Source organism: Jatrophihabitans sp. (genome assembly GCF_036389215.1).
GTDB lineage: Bacteria > Actinomycetota > Actinomycetes > Mycobacteriales > Jatrophihabitantaceae > Jatrophihabitans_A.
In genome coordinates this window covers 1-16,395 of sequence record NZ_DASVQG010000337.1, presented here as the reverse complement: position 1 = coordinate 16,395, position 16,395 = coordinate 1, and the positions used below count along the sequence as shown (strand labels likewise).

Sequence of the window (16,395 nt, the reverse complement as noted above, 5' to 3'; positions counted from 1 at the left end):
CGGACGGCTGCTGCCTACGCCATGCCCGCCGCAAGGCACAGCGGAGCGGCATGGCGCACACGCGAAGCGGCCGGACGGGAGAACCCGCCCGGCCGCCGCTCGTCAGATGCCTAGCCACTGCTCAGCAGAGCCGGCACGGGTCACCACCGTTCAGGCCCCCCTTGATGTTGGCAACCGCTGACAGGGTTTGGGTCTGCCCCGATTGGGTGAGTGTCAAGGCGGCAGTGATGGCGTATGGCTCGGCACCAACCTTGGTCCTGACCTGGCAGGACAGCGATCCTGCGGTACATCCGGCGGAGATGCAGTTGTGTTGCTGGTGGTGCTGCACGTTGCGGTGATGGCACCGGCAGGGCCGGTGACGGCCCATGACGTGGTGTAGGTACCGGACAAGTTATGCGGCTCGAAGTTGGTGTAGAGCGTTTGGCCGGCGCTCAGCCCGGCATAGCTGGTGCACGAGCCGGCGGTCCACGAGAAACTGACCGAGCAGCCGAGCACCTCGCTGCCGAACGCGTTGGCCGGTGGACTGCCGACGATGAAGAAGGCGAGCGCCGACACCATGGCTAGGACTGCGGTCCAGAGTTTGCGTATTTCGAGTCCTTCGCAAGGAATGGGCGGACTGTACAAGCGCCTCAAAGGCCAGTCAATGACCTCGGCGTCGTTGGTGATGTGTGTAGTAGAGGCCGTCGGGCACGGCATCCGCTGCGCCTGTGCGCCTAGCGTCCTGGATGAGGTGGTCGCCGTGACGGCCCGGCGGCTAGCTCGCCGGCTCGGACCTTCCCCGCAGCAGCCGGCGCACCGAGTCCGGCACCTCGATCCCGGGCCGCAGGTCCGGGGCCTCCCGCGCCTCGGCGTACCGGCTGACCAGCGGTAGCACGCCGGCCCAGGCCGGGCCTGCCACGTCCTCGGCCAGGTCGTCCGGCTGGCCGTCGGAGATCTTGATCGTCCAGTCCTCGACGGTCATCCGCAGCACCAGGGTGGCGGCCAGCTCCTTCGCGCTGGGCCGGCGCACCTCGGCGACCCGGCCCGGGATCAGCGCATCGGTGAGCTTGTCCAGCGCGGCGAGCTTCTCCGCACCCTCCAGGGCGGCGCAACGGCCGAACAGCACCGCGCTGCGGTAATGCATCGAGGACTCGAAAGCGGTCCGGGCCACCAGCAGGCCGTCCAGCGCCGTGACCGCCAGCGACACCGGAATGCCGGTCGCGATCAGCCGCAGCCACCGAGAGCCGGTCGAGCCGTGCAGCAGCACATCCGTGCCGTCGCGGGCGATGGCGATCGGCAGCACGAACGGCTGGCCGTCCTCGGTGACGAAGCCGACGTGCCCGACCGGGACGTCGGCCAGCAGCCGGCGCAGCGCATCCCGGTCGGCGCTGACCCGCTCGGCCATCCGGCTCGGCCGCACCCGCTCCGGTTGACGGTCGCGGACGGAACGCGCGTCGTTCGGTTCGCTCACGCCGGCGCTCATCGGCCCAGCGCCCGGTTCACCACGGTGGCCAGCCGGGACGGCCGGCCGTAGCGGTCCTCGGCCCGGTCCGCCCAGCTCATCGCCCGCAGCCCGGCGTTGGCGCCCAGCCACCGCAACGGCTCGAACTCCCAGGCCGGCGACCGGTGCCCGACCCAGGGCAGCGTCGTCAGGTCGGTGCGCCGGCCCAGCACCAGATCGGTCAGCGTCCGGCCGGCGAGGTTGGTCGCCGCCACCCCGTCCCCGGCGTAGCCGCCGGCCCACGCGAGGCCGGTCGAACGGTCCAGCCCGACCGAGGGATGCCAGTCCCGGCTGATGCCCAGCGGGCCGCCCCACGAATGGCTGATCGGCGCGTCGGCGGCGGCCGGCAGCAGTTGCCCCAACGTCTCCCGCAGCGCCCGGAACACCGCCGGTACCCGGTCATAGCCGGGCGTGATCCGGGAGCCGAAGTGGTACGGGGCGCCCCGGCCGCCGAACAGCAACCGGTCATCGGCACTGCGCTGGCCGTAGATGATCAGGTGCCGGAAGTCGGTGAAGGTCTCCCGGGCCGACAGTCCCAGCTCGTCCCAGATCCGCCGCGGCAACGGCTCGGTGGCGATCATGAGCGAGTACACCGGCGCGACGCTACGCCGGTAACCGGGCAACCGGGCGCTGAAGCCCTCAGTCGCGCGGACGATCAGCTCGGCGCGCAGGTCGCCGTGCGCGGTACGGACCCGGCCTGGCTCGATGCTCAGCACGGCGGTCTGCTCGTACAGGGCCACGCCGAGCTCCACCACCCGCGACGCCAGCGAGCGGACCAGCTTGGCGGGGTGGATCGCCGCGCAGTGCGGGGTGTAGACCCCGCCGAGTACGGAACTGCCCGCCAGCCGCCGGGAGGTCGCACCGGCATCGAGCAGCTCGACGTCCTCGGGCCCGAAGCCGAACATCCTGGCCTGCTCGACCTCCTCGACAGCCCGGCGCAGCTGCGGCTGGCTGCGGGCCAGCGTGACGGTCCCGCCGGCCGCCCAGTCAGCGGCCAGCCCGTCGGCCCGGATCACCCGCCCGACCTCGGCGACGGTGTCCTGCATCGCGCGGTACTGCCGGACTGCGGCGTCGCGGCCGTGTTCGCGGGCCAGCCGGGCCAGCGACACCGGATACAGCGCCGAGCACCAGCCCCCGTTGCGCCCGGACGCGCCGAAGCCGGCGACCTCGGCCTCGACGACGGCGATCCGCAGCGCCGGGTCGGCGAGCTTGAGGTAGTACGCCGTCCAGAGCCCGGTGTAGCCGGCACCCACGATGGCGACGTCGACTGCCCGCGCCCCGGGACCGGTGGTGGCCAGCGACGGGCGCGGGATCAACTCGTCGCCGGCTGTGGCATGCCAGAACGACAGCGTGCGATAGTTAATGGCTGAGCTCAGGCGAGCACCTCGGCGATGGCGCGGCTGTCATAGCCCAGGGCCTCGCCGACCTGGGCGTTGGTCAGCTCGCCGGCGTGGGTGCTGAGGCCGAGCGCCAGGGCGGGGTCTGACCGCAGGGCATCCTGCCAGCCCCGGTTGGCCAGCTCCACCGCGTAGGGCAGCGTGACGTTGGTGAGGGCATAGGTCGAGGTGTGCGGCACCGCGCCGGGCATGTTGGCCACGCAGTAGAACAGCGAGTCGTGCACGGTGTACGTCGGGTCGGCGTGGGTGGTCGGCCGGGAGTCCTCGAAGCAGCCGCCCTGGTCGATGGAGATGTCGACGAGCACCGAACCGGGCTTCATCCGCGACACCAGCTCGTTGCTGATCAGCGTCGGGGCCTTGGCACCCGGGATCAGCACCGCACCGATCACCAGGTCGGCGTCCAGCACGGCCCGCTCCACCTCGTAGGCGTTGGAGGCGATGGTCTGGCAGTGGCCCCGGTAGATGGCGTCCATCTGGCGCAACCGGGCGACGTTGCGGTCGAGCAACAGCACCTCGGACTGCATGCCCAGCGCGATCGTGGCCGCGTTCTGGCCGGACACCCCGGCGCCGATCACCACGACCTTCGCCGCGTAGGTCCCGGGGACGCCGCCCATCAGCACGCCGCGCCCGCCGCCGTGGCGCATCAGGTGGTACGAGCCGACCTGCGGCGCAAGCCGGCCCGCCACCTCCGACATCGGGGCCAGCAGCGGCAGCGAGCCGTCGGGCAGCTGAACGGTCTCGTAGGCGATCGAGGTGGTACCGGCCTTGAGCAGCGCGTCGGTGCAGTCGCGGCCCGCTGCCAGGTGCAGGTAGGTGAACAGCACCTGGTCCGAGCGCATCCGGCCGTATTCCTCGGCGATCGGCTCCTTGACCTTCAGGATCAGGTCACCCTCGGCCCAGACGTCGTCGGCGCCGGCCAGGATCTCGGCGCCGGCGGCCAGGTAGTCCCGGTCCGGGATCGAGGACCCGATGCCTGCCTCGGCCTCGACGTAGACCTGGTGGCCGTTGCGGACCAGCTCATTGACTCCCGAGGGGGTGATCGCCACCCGGTACTCGTGGTTCTTCACCTCGCGGGGGATGCCGACCTTCATGAGGTTCCCTCTTCCATCGACGTTGACGGGGCGGGCCAGTGGGCCGCCGGGTACGGAGGCGGTTGCGCAGTGTGCCGCTAACCATTCACAATGAAGGATCGTCTAGCCGAATACTAGTGAACTGAACGTAATTCTGTCAGAGTGCCTATATGACCTCTGCAAGTTCGGAACGGCCGGGTCAACCACCGGTTCCGTCGAACAGCGTGCAGCTACCGGGACGGCCCGCGAGGCGCTCGGGCGCCCTCGATGCGGAGGCCCATGCCTCGGCCGGGCTGGACCAGATCGACCGGGCCATCCTGCGGGCGCTCACCACTGACGCCCGGATACCCAACAACGCCCTCGCCGAGCTAGTCGGGGTGGCGCCGTCGACCTGCCTGGGCCGGGTGCGGGCACTGCGCGAGCGGGGCGTGATCCGGGGCTTCCACGCCGACATCGACCCGGCCTCGGTGGGCAGGGCCATCCAGGCCATGATCGCCGTCCGGATGCAGTCGCACGCCCGCAGCCATATCGCGGAGTTCGCCGCGAGCGTGTCGCAGCTGCCGGAGGTGCTGAACGTGTTCTTCCTGGCCGGCGCCGATGACTTCCTGCTGCACGTCGCCGCCCGCGACACCGAGAACCTGCGCGACTTCGTGGTAGTCAACCTCAGCGGCAACCCCGACGTCGCCCTCACCGAGACGAACTTGATCTTCGAGCACATCCGCTCCGGCGCCGGCTACTAGCGTGCGAATGTCGACCAAGCGTGGACCGCTGGCGGTCGCGGGCTGACAAGCCCAGCCCGTTTGTACAGTCAAGACAAGGTTAAACGCTGTTTGTAGAGTCAAAACAAGGTTAAACGCCTGCCTGGCAAATATGCGAGCGCGCGGGTTGAGAATTGCCCGCAATACCAGGGGATTCGGCAACGTCTTGGCAGAACCAGCGCTGCCGCTAAGGACTTCAGGCGTGCATATCTGCGATCGTTGTGCTTATGGTGGGGAAGTCATGTGAATAGTCATAGAAGTGGCTAGATCGTCGCAGGGCGACGGTCATCGCCACCGAATGAGAGGCAAGCGTTGTGAGACTTCCTCATTTCTCAAGCAAACGGCGGTCCGTGTTGGCCCTGATCGGCGGGCTGTTCGCCGTGCTCATGACGTTGGTGTTCGTCGCTCCGGCCGACGGCACCGACGGGCTCGGTCACCCCCTGTACCAGATCAGCCCGACGTCACCCCCGTACAACACCATCGTGGAGATCACCATCCCTGGCTATGACGACTACACCGGGAAGACGGCGCTGGGTCGGTGCACCGGCTGGCTCTACGCGCCGAACATGGTCGCGACCGCAGGGCACTGTGTGTACGACAAGACCGCGGTCATCAACGGCTATTTCGACACCAGGGGCATCAGGGTCTGGCCCGGTGTCAACGGCTCGACCACGAACGCGCAGTCATGCGGGGTTGTGAAGTCCTTCGTGCCGGCCAACTGGACCGCGGGCCAGAGCAGGTACGTTTACGGGAATGAAGCCTTCGACTACGGCGCGTTCAAGCTCGACTGCTCGCCCGCACTACAGCCCGCGCTGAAGTACGGGCTGCCGCCCACTGTTACAGACTTCACCAGGATCTGCGGCTACCCGAAGAACAAGGCGACCGACACCCAATGGTGCAGCGATGACCAGGTCCGCGCCTTCGATGCCTATCAGGTCTTCTACTCCAACGACACCTGCGTTCGAATGAGCGGCGCTCCGGTGATGGTGTGGAAAAATTCCGAATGGAACGTGACGGCCATCCACAGCACGCATACCCACGGCACCGCCTACAACCACTACACCTACAACCACGGCACCCGTATCACGTCTACCGTGTCCGCCGATCTCACCACCTGGATGAACGACACGAGTGCGGGTACTCCGCCCAACCCTCCGGCCCAGCCGCAACCGATCTCTGTTTCCCCATACTGTGACGCTCCTCCAACAACTTCGTGACAACTGAGCTGACCGAAACGGCAGGCGGCCCTCGGCTGCCTGCCGTTCCGTCTGTCGTGAGCGGTCGGATGAATTAGATGTGCTTCATGCCTTCGGTGAGCACCGCACGCAGGATCTGCTCCATCTCGTCGAACTCGGGCTGGCCGCAGATCAGCGGCGGCGCCAGCTGGATGACGGGGTCACCCCGATCGTCGGCCCGGCAGTACAAGCCGGCCTCGAAGAGCGCCTTGGACAGGAACCCGCGCAGCAGGCGCTCGGCCTCGTCGTCGTTGAAGGTCTCCTTGGTGGCCTTGTCCTTGACCAGCTCGATGCCGTAAAAGTACCCGTCACCGCGGACGTCGCCGACGATCGGCAGGTCCAGCAGCTTCTCCAGCGTCGTCCGGAAGGCGTTCTCGTTGTCCAGCACACGCTGGTTCAGGCCCTCCGCCTCGAAGATGTCGAGGTTGGCCAGCGCGACCGCCGAGGACACCGGGTGGCCGCCGAAGGTGTAGCCGTGCGGGAAGTAGGTGGTGCCCTGCAGGAACGGTTCGACCAGCCGCTCGGAGACGATGCAGGCACCGATCGGGGAGTAGCCCGAGGTCATCCCCTTGGCACAGATGATCATGTCCGGGACGTAGTCGAACTTCTCGCAGGCGAACATCGGGCCCAGCCGGCCGAAGGCGCAGATGGTCTCGTCCGAGACGAGCAGCACGTCGTAGGCGTCGCAGATCTCGCGGACCCGCTGGAAGTATCCCGGTGGCGGCGGGAAGCAGCCGCCGGAGTTCTGCACCGGCTCCAGGAACACCGCCGCGACCGATTCCGGCCCCTCCATGACGATCGCCGCCTCGATCTGGTCGGCGGCCCACCGGCCGAACATCTTCAGGTCATCGCCGTAGACGGGCGCCCGGTAGAAGTTGGTGTTGGGCACCTTGTGCGCACCCGGCACCAGCGGTTCGAACATCGTCTTGGCGCTCGGGATGCCGGTGATCGACAGGGCGCCCTGCGGGGTGCCGTGGTAGGCGACGTAACGCGAGATCACCTTGTGCTTCTCGGGCTTTCCGGTGAGCTTGAAGTACTGCTTGGCCAGCTTCCAGGCCGTCTCGACGGCCTCGCCGCCGCCGGTGGTGAAGAAGACCCGGTTGAGGTCGCCCGGCGCGCCGGCGGCCAGCCGCTCGGCAAGCTGGATGGCCTTGGGGTGGGCATAGGACCAGATCGGGAAGTACGCCAGCTGGCTGGCCTGCCGGCTCGCGGCCTCGGCCAGTTCGCGCCGGCCGTGCCCGACCTGCACCGTGAACAGGCCGGACAGCCCGTCCAGGTAGCGGCGGCCCTGGATGTCGTAGATGTAGGCGCCCTCGCCGCGCTCGATGATCGGCACCGGCGAGTCCTGGTAGGAGGAGAGCCGGGTGAAATGCATCCAGAGGTGGTCACGGGCCGCGGCGGAGAGCCGCTCGGCCTGCTCGCTGTCGTAGCGGGTGTCCGGTTCAAAGCTGCTGGCTGTCATGCGATACCCCAGTTGTAGGTTTGCTTCTTGAGTTTCAGGTACATGAACGTTTCGGTGCGGCGGACCCCGGCAAGCTTGCGGATCCGTTCGTTGACCAGCTCCAACAGATGGTCATCGTCGATCACCACCGCCTCGGCGAGAATGTCGAATGATCCCGCGGTCAGCACCACGTACACGAGTTCGGGTATCTCGGCCAGGGCGGTGGCGGCGCTTTCCAGGTCGCCCTCGATGTTGATGCCGATCATCATCTGCCGGGCGAACCCGATCTGCTGCGGGTCGGCCACCGCCACGATCTGCACGGTCCCGGACTCGACGAGCTTCTGGACCCGCTGCCGGACGGCCGCCTCCGACAGCCCCACCGCCTTCCCGATGCTGGCGTAAGGCCGGCGCCCGTCCTGCTGCAACTGCGCGACGATTGCCTTCGAGGTGTCGTCCAGTTGCTGGCGTCCGGACCGACGCCGTGACACTGACATGGAACGAATAGTGCCGTACCTAGAGTCTTTTGGCAAGCGAATCCGAAGCGTTTACCGGCCTACAGCAGCTATATCATCTGTTTCGCGAGAAAACCGCTGGTCGAAGGGCGCTACTGCGCACCGCGGTGCCGGGTGCCATCGGCATGACCCACCGCCAGGACCCCATCGCCAGGACCCATCGCGCCGGGATTGGGCCACCGTGACGGAATGGTCTATGGATTTCGTTGCGGAGCGGCCGGATCGTGACGGAATTGCTTGGCAGCACCGAGCCGAAGATGCCACCATCCGTGGCTAGCATGGCCTAGGCCCGTGACGCCAGCGTCGCGTCACGCAGATCCGACGAGGGAGACACCATGACCGACCGCCCTTCCGAGCAGGATCGCGGCTTCGACCCGGCCCTGGCCCGGGGCCTGCTCAGCCGCCGTGGCATGCTCGCCGGCATCGGGGCGACGGGGCTGGCCAGCCTGCTGGCCGCCTGCGGCACCAAGGGCACCGCGACCAAGGCCAACCCGTCCTCGCAGGCGGCGCAGGACCGCTCGGACACCGAGAAGGTGCTCAGCTGGTCCAACTGGCCGGAGTACATCGACGTCGACGACAAGACCAAGACCCACCCGACGCTGGCCGCCTTCACCAAGCAGACCGGCATCAAGGTCACCTACACCGAGGACTACAACGACAACGACGAGTTCTTCGCCAAGGTCCAGCCGCAGCTGCGGGCCGGTGCCGACACCGGCCGTGACGTCTGGTGCTCCACCGACTGGATGGTCGCCAAGCTGATCCGGCTGAACTGGGTGCAGAAGCTGGACAAGGCCAACATCCCCAACGCCAAGAACGTGCAGGACACCCTTGCCAACGTGGAGTTCGATCCCGGACGGCAGTTCTCGCTGCCCTGGCAGTCCGGCTTCACCGGCATCGGCTACAACCCCAAGGCCACCGGCGGCAAGAAGATCGAGACCCTCGATCAGCTGTTCACCGACAAGGCGCTCAAGGGCAAGGTCACCCTGCTCACCGAGATGCGCGACACCGTCGGCATGACCCTGCTGGCGATGGGCAAGGACCCGGCGAAGTTCACCGACGCCGACTTCGACGCGGCGATCAAGCAGTTGACCGAGGTCAAGAACAGCGGCCAGCTCAAGGGCTTCACCGGCAACGAGTACGGCAAGGGCCTGGCCTCCGGCGACATCGCCGCGTGCCTGGCCTGGACCGGTGACGTCGTGCAGTTGCAGGCTGACAACCCGGCCCTCGGCTACACGCTGCCCTCGACCGGCCACATGATCTGGTCGGACAACTTCGTGATCCCGAACAGGGCCAAGCACAAGAAGAACGCCGAGATCCTGTTCAACTACTACTACGACCCGAAGGTGATGGCGCAGGTCGTGGACTACGTCAACTACATCTCGGTGGTCAAGGGCGCAGAGCAGATCCTGGTGGCCGACGACCCGGACGTGGCGAAGAACCCGCTGATCTTCCCGTCCGAGGAGGTGCTGGGCCGGGCGCACGTCTTCCGTGGCCTGACCGAGGCCGAGGAGACCAAGTACAACAAGGCGTTCCAGGCCCTGACCACCGGCGGCTGAGCAGTTTGCGGCACGAGGTGAGGAGCGTCCCGGCGATGGCAGGGCCGGCTTCGACCGACGTCTCCGGTGATCTGGTCCTGTCCTCGCTGACCAAGCGCTTCGGTCCGTTCACCGCCGTGGACGGCGTGGACCTGAACATCCCGCAGGGCTCGTTCTTCGCGCTGCTGGGACCGTCCGGCTGCGGCAAGACCACCACCCTGCGGATGGTCGCCGGGCTGGAGCAGCCGACCCTCGGCGAGATCCGGATCGGCAGCCGCGACATCACCTATGACAAGCCCTACCGGCGCCCGGTGAACACCGTGTTCCAGAGTTACGCGCTGTTCCCGCACCTGAGCGTCTGGGAGAACGTCGCGTTCGGCCTGAAGCGGCGCCGCTCGGAGCAGGTGGACAAGCAGGTCGCCGACGTCCTGGAGCTGACCGAGCTGCAGGCGCTGGCCACTCGCAAGCCCGGGCAGTTGTCCGGCGGGCAGCAGCAGCGGGTCGCGCTGGCCCGCGCCATCGTCAACAAGCCGGCGGTGCTGCTGCTCGACGAGCCGCTGGGCGCCCTGGACCTGAAACTGCGCCGGCAGATGCAGGTGGAACTCAAACGCATCCAGACCGAGGTCGGGCTGACCTTCGTGCACGTCACGCACGACCAGGAGGAGGCCATGACGATGGCTGACACCATCGCCGTGATGAACGCCGGCCGGATCGAGCAACTGGGCGCGCCGGCCGAGCTGTATGAGAACCCGACCAGCACGTTCGCGGCGAACTTCCTGGGTCAGTCGAACCTGATCCGGGCCACGGTCCGGCACCGGCAGGCGGACTCGGCGACGGTGGCGCTGCCCAGCGGAGCGGTGCTGGTGCCGGCGAGCCGGCTGCCCGGCGGGGTCGACGAGGTGTGGGTCGGCGTCCGGCCGGAGAAGATCTCTGTACATGGTGAGGCCGCGCACGGCGGGGCCGGGGGCGGCGACGCCGTACATGGTGGAGCTGCCGCGCCGGCTGAACCGTCCATGGGCCTGAACCGCATTGCCGGCGCCGTCGTCACCGACGCCAGCTTCATGGGGGTCAGCACCCAGTACCTGGTACGCACCCCCTGGGGTCAGGAGCTGATGGTGTTCGAGCAGAACCGGAGCAGCGCGGGCATCCACCGGCCCGGCGACCGGGTCAGCCTGACCTTCGCGGCCGAGCACACCTTCGCGCTGGACGCCGGCCAGGACAGCGAGGCCGGCATCGAGCTGGACGCCGAGGCAACCGGATGACCAGCGGCGCCCAGTCCACCGGCGTGGGGGCCCTCACCGCCGAGCCCGGCGGCGCCCGGTCAGGTGCCCGCCGCCCACGCCGCCGGGTGGCCGGCATGCCCTACTTCCTGCTGCTGCCGGGATTGCTGTGGCTCGGGGTGTTCTTCGTCATCCCGATGATCTTCCTGCTGTCCCAGTCGTTGCAGACCGGCACCCTGGAGACCGGCTACCAGCTGACCTTCCACGTCGGGACCTACAGCGACGCGATGGCGCAGTTCTTCCGGCAGTTCCTGCGCTCCTTCGTCTACGCGTTCCTGGCCACCGTGCTGGCGCTGCTGATCGGCTACCCGCTGGCCTACGCGATCGCGCTGAAGTCCGGCCGCTGGAAGCCGGTGCTGCTGGTGATGGTGGTCGCGCCGTTCTTCACCAGCTTCCTGCTCCGGACACTGGCCTGGCAGACCATCCTGAACTCCGACGGCCTGGTGATGAAATTCTTCCGCGGCACCCACCTGATCCAGCTGACCAGCGCACTGGGCTGGACGAACGGCAGCCAGCTGCTGAGTTCGCCGCTGGCCGTGGTGACCGGCCTGACCTACCACTCCCTGCCGTTCATGGTCCTGCCGCTGTTCGCCAGCCTCGACCGGCTGGACCCGCGCCTGCTGGAGGCCGCCGGTGACCTGTATGCCGCGCCGCTCACCGCCTTCCGCCGGGTGACCCTGCCGATGTCGATGCCGGGTGTCGTCGCGGGCACCCTGCTGACCTTCATCCCGGCGGCCGGGGACTACATCAACTCGCGGCTGCTGGGCAATCCGAACACCGCGATGATCGGCCAGGTGATCGAGGGCTACTTCCTGCGGATCAACGATTACCCGACGGCTGCCGCGCTGTCGTTCGTGCTGATGGTGACGATCCTGGTGCTGGTCTCGGTCTACGTGCGCAAGTCCGGAACCGAGGAGCTGGTCTGATGGTCGCCACCATGCCCCAGGGTGTGCGCGGCGCCGCCGCACCGGTCCCCGCCCGCCACCGCCGGTCACCGTGGACGGTGCTGCGCGAGAACGTCGTCTGGGTGGTGGCGGTACTGGCGCTGATCTACCTGCTGCTGCCGAACCTGGTGGTGGTGCTGTTCTCGTTCAACAAGCCCAACGGCCGCTTCAACTACACCTGGCAGCGGTTCTCCCTCGACGCCTGGCTGCATCCGTGCGCGGCGCCGGGGATGTGCGAGTCGCTGAGCCTGTCGCTCAAGATCGGGGTGGTCGCCACCCTGGTCGCGACACTGTTCGGGACGATGCTCGCCTTCGCGCTGGCCAGGTACCGTTTCCGCGGCCGTACCGGGTCCAACCTGTTGATCTTCCTCCCGATGGCCACTCCCGAGGTGGTGATGGGCTCGTCGCTGCTGACGCTGTTCGTCAGCGTCGGCATTCCGCTGGGCAGGGCGACGATCCTGATCGCGCACATCATGTTCTGCCTCAGCTACGTGGTGGTCACCGTCAAGGCCCGGATCGCCGGGCTCGATCCGCGGCTGGAACAGGCAGCCGCCGACCTCTACGCCAACGAGTGGCAGACCTTCCGCCGGATCACCCTGCCGCTGGTGGCCCCGGGCATCGCCGCCGGGGCACTGCTGGCCTTCTCGCTGTCCTTCGACGACTACATCATCACCAACTTCAACGCCTCCAACGCCTCGATCACCTTTCCGATGTACGTCTGGGGCGCCGCGGCTCGCGGAACGCCGGTGCAGATCAACGTCATCGGAACGGCGATGTTCGTGCTGGCGGTGCTTGCCGTGGCGCTGGGGCAGCTGGCCGGCCGGCGCCGCGCCCGCTGAACCCGACGACTCCTGGAGGAAGCATGGCGCGCTACGGCGCACAGTTCGGTCCTGACATCACCTTTCTCGGCGTGGCCCGGTGCGACTGGACGGACCCGGCCAGCTACGCCGACGCCGACGTGGTGATCCTGGGGGCGCCGTTCGACGGCGGCACCTCACACCGCTCGGGCACCCGGTTCGGCCCGCAGTTCATCCGGCAGAGCTGCTACCTGGCCCACGACGGCAGCCGACCGTCGCTGGCGCTGCGGGTGGACGGGCTGCGTGATCTGGTGGTCTATGACGCCGGCGACGTCGAGCTGTTCTCCGGCGACGCCGAGCGCTCGGTGCGGGACCTGCAGGTGGCGGTGCATGCGGTGGCGGCGACCGGAGCGATCCCGCTGATCCTGGGCGGCGATCACACCATCGCCTGGCCCGACGCCGCGGGCGTTGCTCAGCACCTGGGCCAGGGCAAGGTGTCGATGATCCATTTCGACGCGCACGCCGACACCGGCGACATCGAGTTCGGCTCGCTGATCGGGCACGGCCAGCCGATGCGGCGGCTGATCGAGTCCGGCGCGGTGCGCGGTGACCGGTTCCTGCAGATCGGGCTGCGCGGTTACTGGCCGCCGCCGGAGACCCTGGACTGGATGGCCGGTCAGGGCATGCGGTCCTACGAGATGACCGAGATCACCGCCCGGGGCCTGGAGGCCTGCCTGACCGAGTCGTTCGCGATCGCCATGGACGGCTGCGACGGGGTCTTCCTGTCGGTCGACATCGACGTCTGCGACCCCGGCCACGCGCCCGGGACCGGCACCCCGGAGCCCGGTGGCCTGACCGCCCGGCAGCTGCTGGATGCCGTCCGCCGGATCTGTTACGAGCTACCGGTCGTCGGCATCGACCTGGTCGAGGTGTCACCGCCCTACGACCATGCCGACATCACCTCGTTCCTGGCGAACCGGGTGGTGCTGGAGTCGTTGTCGGCCATCGCCCGGCGGCGCAAGGATGCTGCCGAAGGCACCAGCTGGGACCCCTCGCTTCCGTTGCTGGCCGGCCGGCCGGCGCCGTGAGGCTGCTGATCCTGGGAGCCGGTGGCGTCGGCTCCGCGGTGGCCAAGATCGCTGCCCGGCGACCGTTCCTCGAACACGTGCTGCTGGCCGACTACGACCTCGGACGGGCCCAGCGGGCGGCGGGCGCCGCTGCTGACCCGCGGATGGCAGCGATCCGTCTCGATGCCTCGGACTCCGCCGCGATCAGCCGGCTGCTCACCGAACAGCGGATCGACGCGGTGCTCGGCGCGACGGACCCGCGGTTCACCATGCCGATCTTCCGGGCGGCGCTGGCAGCCGGCGTGCACTACCTGGACATGGCGATGTCGCTGTCGCGTCCGCACCCGCGGGACCCGTTCTCCCGGACCGGCGTGAAGCTCGGCGACGAGCAGTTCGCGCTGGCCGCGGACTGGGAGCGGGCCGGCAAGCTGGCCCTGGTCGGTATCGGCGTCGAACCGGGGTTGTCCGACGTGCTGGCCCGCTACGCCAGCGACCACCTGTTCTCCGAGATCGACCAGCTGGGGGTGCGCGACGGCGCGAACCTGGAGGTGCTCGACGACCACGGCCGGCCGATGTTCGCGCCGACCTTCTCGATCTGGACCACCATCGAGGAGTGCCTGAACCCGCCGGTGATCTGGGAGGCCGGCCGGGGCTGGTACACCACCGAGCCGTTCAGCGAACCGGAGATCTTCGACTTCCCGGACGGGATCGGCCCCGTCGAGTGCGTCAACGTCGAGCACGAAGAGGTGCTGCTGATGCCGCGCTGGCTCAAGGCCGGCCGAGTCGACTTCAAGTACGGGCTCGGCGCGGAGTTCATCGGGGTGCTGCGGACGCTGCACCAGCTGGGTCTGGATTCAACGGTTCCGCTGCAGGTGGGTGGCGTCCGGGTCAGCCCGCGGGACGTGGTGGCGGCGGCGCTGCCCGATCCCGCCCAGCTGGGGGACCGGATGCGGGGCAAGACCTGTGCGGGGGTGTGGGTTCGCGGCCTGGGCCTGGATGGCCGGCCCCGGTCGAGCTACCTCTACCACGTGGTGGACAACGAGTGGTCGATGGCCGAGTACGGCTGCCAGGCGGTGCTCTGGCAGACGGCGGTCAACCCGGTGGTGGCGCTGGAACTGATCGCCGGCGGGGTGTGGAGCGGGGCCGGGGTGCTGGGCCCGGAGGCGTTCGACGCGGCGCCGTTCCTGGACCTGCTGGCCGGGGACTACGGATCGCCGTGGGGGATCAGCGAGCGCTGACGGTTCCCGCGTTGGGAGCTGCCTAATCGTTGGTCGCGTGGCGGGCGCCGGTCAGCGATTAGCGCGCTGCTCTTCGGCCACTGATCGGGGTTGTAGGGAGCCGCGGCGGTCGGGGGTTGTGGATAACTCACCGCATGGGTGGGGTCGGATTGCCTAGCGTGCTGCGGCATGCGGACGGTTTCGGGTTGGCTCGGCGGCGATGGGGGTTAGCCGGTTCGAGCTACCCGGCGACGGGGTGCTGGCGGCGCGGGTGTGCCTGGCCCAGCGGCTGCCAGCCGGTGACCCGGTCGAGCTGCGGTCGGTCGCGCGCCGGTCTGTTGGTTGGGCGGCGGAGTTGCGCCGGGTGGCCGCTGTGTTGCTGTCCAGCGCTGAGGGCCCGTTGTGGGCCGGCGCAGCGCACCTGGCGTTCGTGGAGCAGCTACGCACGCACGCGCCAGCGATGTCGGCCACCGCGGACCGGTATGAGCACTACGCCGCTGCGCTGGACGGTTACGCCGGCGTTCTGGAGGAGGCCTCACCTCGGTTGCGGGCCGTCCGCGAGCGGTTGCGGCAGGCCTGCGACCAGCCGACCCAGGCCCCGGAGGCGTCGGCGGACCTACTGGCCACTGCCCGGGACTTCAAGGCCGGCTATGACCGGTGGGCCGACGCCCTGGACCGCTGCATCCGGGCACTGTCACAGGCCGACCGGGCCGACCCGACCCGGGACCTGCACGGCCTCCGGGCGATCGAGCACCGTCTGGCCACAACAGCCACCACCTATCTCAGCCCGTTCGAGAGAGCGGTGCTGCACCCGTCGCTGCACAACATCTCGGACTGCCTCAGTTCCCTCAACACCGCGCTGACTGTCCTTGGCCTAGGCCTGTTATTTATCTGCCCGCCGGCTGGAACCGCCTGCCTCGCCGTGGCGACTGTGCTCGCGGCCGCCCAAGTGGCCGTGGATGCCACCCGCCGAGCCCACGGTGAGCACGTCAGCAATGCCGCCCTCGGCCTGGAGTTGGCCGCGGCCATCCCGCTCGGCGGCAGCGCAGTGCGCGGGCTTGGAGCCGCCGACAACGTCACCCACCTCGTCCCGGCGGCGGGCTGATGGCCCACGAAGGACTCGACGGCGGCCACACCCTGGCCAAGCACGTCAGCAAGACCGAAGAGTTCCTTCGAAACCGACTTGCCACCGAACCAGGCATCAAGGCGGCATCCACGTTCTATGATCGACAGTCGGCCGAGAGTGCCCTGTCTGAAATTATCGACGCGAATAGGTCGGAGATCGCGCGATGGCTGCGAGGAGGTGGTTTTGAGCTGATCATCCAAGGACGCGCAGCTCGTTAAAGCGGCATCGTCTTTACTAGATCCGCGCCTCGCCCAGTTGAAGCCACTGGAATACGCTTGGTGCTCAGACGAAGCCCGATCACAGGAATCGGTTTCCGGATCCATACTGCGATGGTGACCCGATGAAGCAGTACCCAGCCCTAGAACAATTGCTTGGGGGTTACCTCCACGAGGATTGGGCTGATGACTATGCCGATTTTTTACATGCTATCGATGCTTTCGTTGAGCACCAGCCAAGTTATGCTCCCGCCGTGCCGGGCGAGATAGCTCAACTGCTCGGCGAGTGCGGCTCCGACGCCGTCTTGGAACAACGCCTAG

Annotated in this window: 17 protein-coding genes; 11 read left to right on the top strand and 6 right to left on the bottom strand. The window is 68.2% G+C overall.

Annotation, left to right across the window (positions count from 1 at the left end; translation table 11 throughout):
- Nucleotides 1-213: 213 nt before the first annotated feature.
- The 4 genes from VF542_RS19115 to ald form a co-directional block, all read right to left on the bottom strand.
- Entirely contained in the window at nucleotides 214-558 is a 345-nt protein-coding gene (locus VF542_RS19115; RefSeq protein ID WP_408653289.1) for a hypothetical protein, read from the bottom strand.
- 196 nt (nucleotides 559-754) lie between these two features.
- A complete protein-coding gene (locus VF542_RS19110) occupies nucleotides 755-1,450 on the bottom strand; it encodes a pyridoxamine 5'-phosphate oxidase family protein (RefSeq protein WP_408653288.1) in 696 nt (231 codons plus the stop codon).
- Nucleotides 1,451-1,458: 8 nt separating this feature from the next.
- Complete coding sequence (locus VF542_RS19105) at nucleotides 1,459-2,793, bottom strand: NAD(P)/FAD-dependent oxidoreductase (RefSeq protein WP_408653290.1); 1,335 nt, start codon at nucleotides 2,791-2,793, stop codon at nucleotides 1,459-1,461.
- 59 nt (nucleotides 2,794-2,852) lie between these two features.
- Complete coding sequence (ald, locus tag VF542_RS19100; RefSeq protein ID WP_408653287.1) at nucleotides 2,853-3,968, bottom strand: alanine dehydrogenase; 1,116 nt, start codon at nucleotides 3,966-3,968, stop codon at nucleotides 2,853-2,855.
- 149 nt (nucleotides 3,969-4,117) lie between these two features.
- On the opposite strand from ald, the gene VF542_RS19095 reads away from it, so the two are divergent.
- Entirely contained in the window at nucleotides 4,118-4,687 is a 570-nt protein-coding gene (locus tag VF542_RS19095; protein ID WP_408653286.1) for an Lrp/AsnC family transcriptional regulator, read from the top strand.
- Nucleotides 4,688-5,055: 368 nt separating this feature from the next.
- Nucleotides 5,056-5,922 (top strand): trypsin-like serine peptidase, encoded by an 867-nt coding sequence (locus VF542_RS19090; protein ID WP_408653285.1) that lies wholly within the window; start codon nucleotides 5,056-5,058, stop codon nucleotides 5,920-5,922.
- A gap of 73 nt (nucleotides 5,923-5,995) precedes the next feature.
- Here the strand turns inward: VF542_RS19090 and VF542_RS19085 are convergent, their stop codons facing one another.
- Together VF542_RS19085 and VF542_RS19080 are read right to left on the bottom strand one after the other, a co-directional pair.
- Nucleotides 5,996-7,402, bottom strand: coding sequence for an aspartate aminotransferase family protein (locus VF542_RS19085; protein WP_408653284.1), 1,407 nt, complete (start codon nucleotides 7,400-7,402; stop codon nucleotides 5,996-5,998).
- Complete coding sequence (locus tag VF542_RS19080; protein WP_408653283.1) at nucleotides 7,399-7,875, bottom strand: Lrp/AsnC family transcriptional regulator; 477 nt, start codon at nucleotides 7,873-7,875, stop codon at nucleotides 7,399-7,401. The genes VF542_RS19085 and VF542_RS19080 overlap by 4 nt, the downstream gene beginning before the upstream one ends.
- Before the next feature lie 353 nt (nucleotides 7,876-8,228).
- On the opposite strand from VF542_RS19080, the gene VF542_RS19075 reads away from it, so the two are divergent.
- The 9 genes from VF542_RS19075 to VF542_RS19035 form a co-directional block, all read left to right on the top strand.
- Complete coding sequence (locus VF542_RS19075; protein WP_408653282.1) at nucleotides 8,229-9,449, top strand: polyamine ABC transporter substrate-binding protein; 1,221 nt, start codon at nucleotides 8,229-8,231, stop codon at nucleotides 9,447-9,449.
- Between the two features lie 35 nt (nucleotides 9,450-9,484).
- Nucleotides 9,485-10,690, top strand: a complete 1,206-nt coding sequence (locus VF542_RS19070) for an ABC transporter ATP-binding protein (RefSeq protein ID WP_408653281.1) — start codon at nucleotides 9,485-9,487, stop codon at nucleotides 10,688-10,690.
- Entirely contained in the window at nucleotides 10,687-11,634 is a 948-nt protein-coding gene (locus VF542_RS19065) for an ABC transporter permease (RefSeq protein ID WP_408653280.1), read from the top strand. The genes VF542_RS19070 and VF542_RS19065 overlap by 4 nt, the downstream gene beginning before the upstream one ends.
- A complete protein-coding gene (locus tag VF542_RS19060) occupies nucleotides 11,634-12,491 on the top strand; it encodes an ABC transporter permease (RefSeq protein WP_408653279.1) in 858 nt (285 codons plus the stop codon). The genes VF542_RS19065 and VF542_RS19060 overlap by 1 nt, the downstream gene beginning before the upstream one ends.
- Nucleotides 12,492-12,514: 23 nt before the next feature.
- Nucleotides 12,515-13,537 carry an agmatinase gene (gene speB / locus VF542_RS19055; protein WP_408653278.1) on the top strand — a complete coding sequence of 341 codons (1,023 nt, stop codon included), beginning with the start codon at nucleotides 12,515-12,517 and terminating at the stop codon, nucleotides 13,535-13,537.
- On the top strand, nucleotides 13,534-14,754 hold the full coding sequence (locus VF542_RS19050) for a saccharopine dehydrogenase family protein (RefSeq protein ID WP_408653277.1): 1,221 nt from the start codon (nucleotides 13,534-13,536) through the stop codon (nucleotides 14,752-14,754). The genes speB and VF542_RS19050 overlap by 4 nt, the downstream gene beginning before the upstream one ends.
- Before the next feature lie 199 nt (nucleotides 14,755-14,953).
- Entirely contained in the window at nucleotides 14,954-15,838 is an 885-nt protein-coding gene (locus tag VF542_RS19045) for a hypothetical protein (RefSeq protein WP_408653276.1), read from the top strand.
- Nucleotides 15,838-16,077 carry an RNase A-like domain-containing protein gene (locus tag VF542_RS19040; protein WP_408653275.1) on the top strand — a complete coding sequence of 80 codons (240 nt, stop codon included), beginning with the start codon at nucleotides 15,838-15,840 and terminating at the stop codon, nucleotides 16,075-16,077. Before VF542_RS19045 ends, VF542_RS19040 begins: the two co-directional genes overlap by 1 nt.
- 122 nt (nucleotides 16,078-16,199) lie before the next feature.
- On the top strand, nucleotides 16,200-16,395 hold a 196-nt coding region (locus VF542_RS19035; protein WP_408653274.1), incomplete at its 3' end, for a contact-dependent growth inhibition system immunity protein.

Coding starts and splice junctions, on each gene's coding strand:
- VF542_RS19065 (WP_408653280.1), top strand. CDS start 10,687: ATGACCAGCGGCGCCCAGTCCACCGGCGTGGGGGCCCTCACCGCCGAG.
- VF542_RS19115 (WP_408653289.1), bottom strand. CDS start 558: ATGGTGTCGGCGCTCGCCTTCTTCATCGTCGGCAGTCCACCGGCCAAC.
- speB (WP_408653278.1), top strand. CDS start 12,515: ATGGCGCGCTACGGCGCACAGTTCGGTCCTGACATCACCTTTCTCGGC.
- VF542_RS19060 (WP_408653279.1), top strand. CDS start 11,634: ATGGTCGCCACCATGCCCCAGGGTGTGCGCGGCGCCGCCGCACCGGTC.
- VF542_RS19070 (WP_408653281.1), top strand. CDS start 9,485: ATGGCAGGGCCGGCTTCGACCGACGTCTCCGGTGATCTGGTCCTGTCC.
- VF542_RS19080 (WP_408653283.1), bottom strand. CDS start 7,875: ATGTCAGTGTCACGGCGTCGGTCCGGACGCCAGCAACTGGACGACACC.
- VF542_RS19095 (WP_408653286.1), top strand. CDS start 4,118: ATGACCTCTGCAAGTTCGGAACGGCCGGGTCAACCACCGGTTCCGTCG.
- VF542_RS19085 (WP_408653284.1), bottom strand. CDS start 7,402: ATGACAGCCAGCAGCTTTGAACCGGACACCCGCTACGACAGCGAGCAG.
- VF542_RS19040 (WP_408653275.1), top strand. CDS start 15,838: ATGGCCCACGAAGGACTCGACGGCGGCCACACCCTGGCCAAGCACGTC.
- VF542_RS19045 (WP_408653276.1), top strand. CDS start 14,954: ATGGGGGTTAGCCGGTTCGAGCTACCCGGCGACGGGGTGCTGGCGGCG.
- ald (WP_408653287.1), bottom strand. CDS start 3,968: ATGAAGGTCGGCATCCCCCGCGAGGTGAAGAACCACGAGTACCGGGTG.
- VF542_RS19075 (WP_408653282.1), top strand. CDS start 8,229: ATGACCGACCGCCCTTCCGAGCAGGATCGCGGCTTCGACCCGGCCCTG.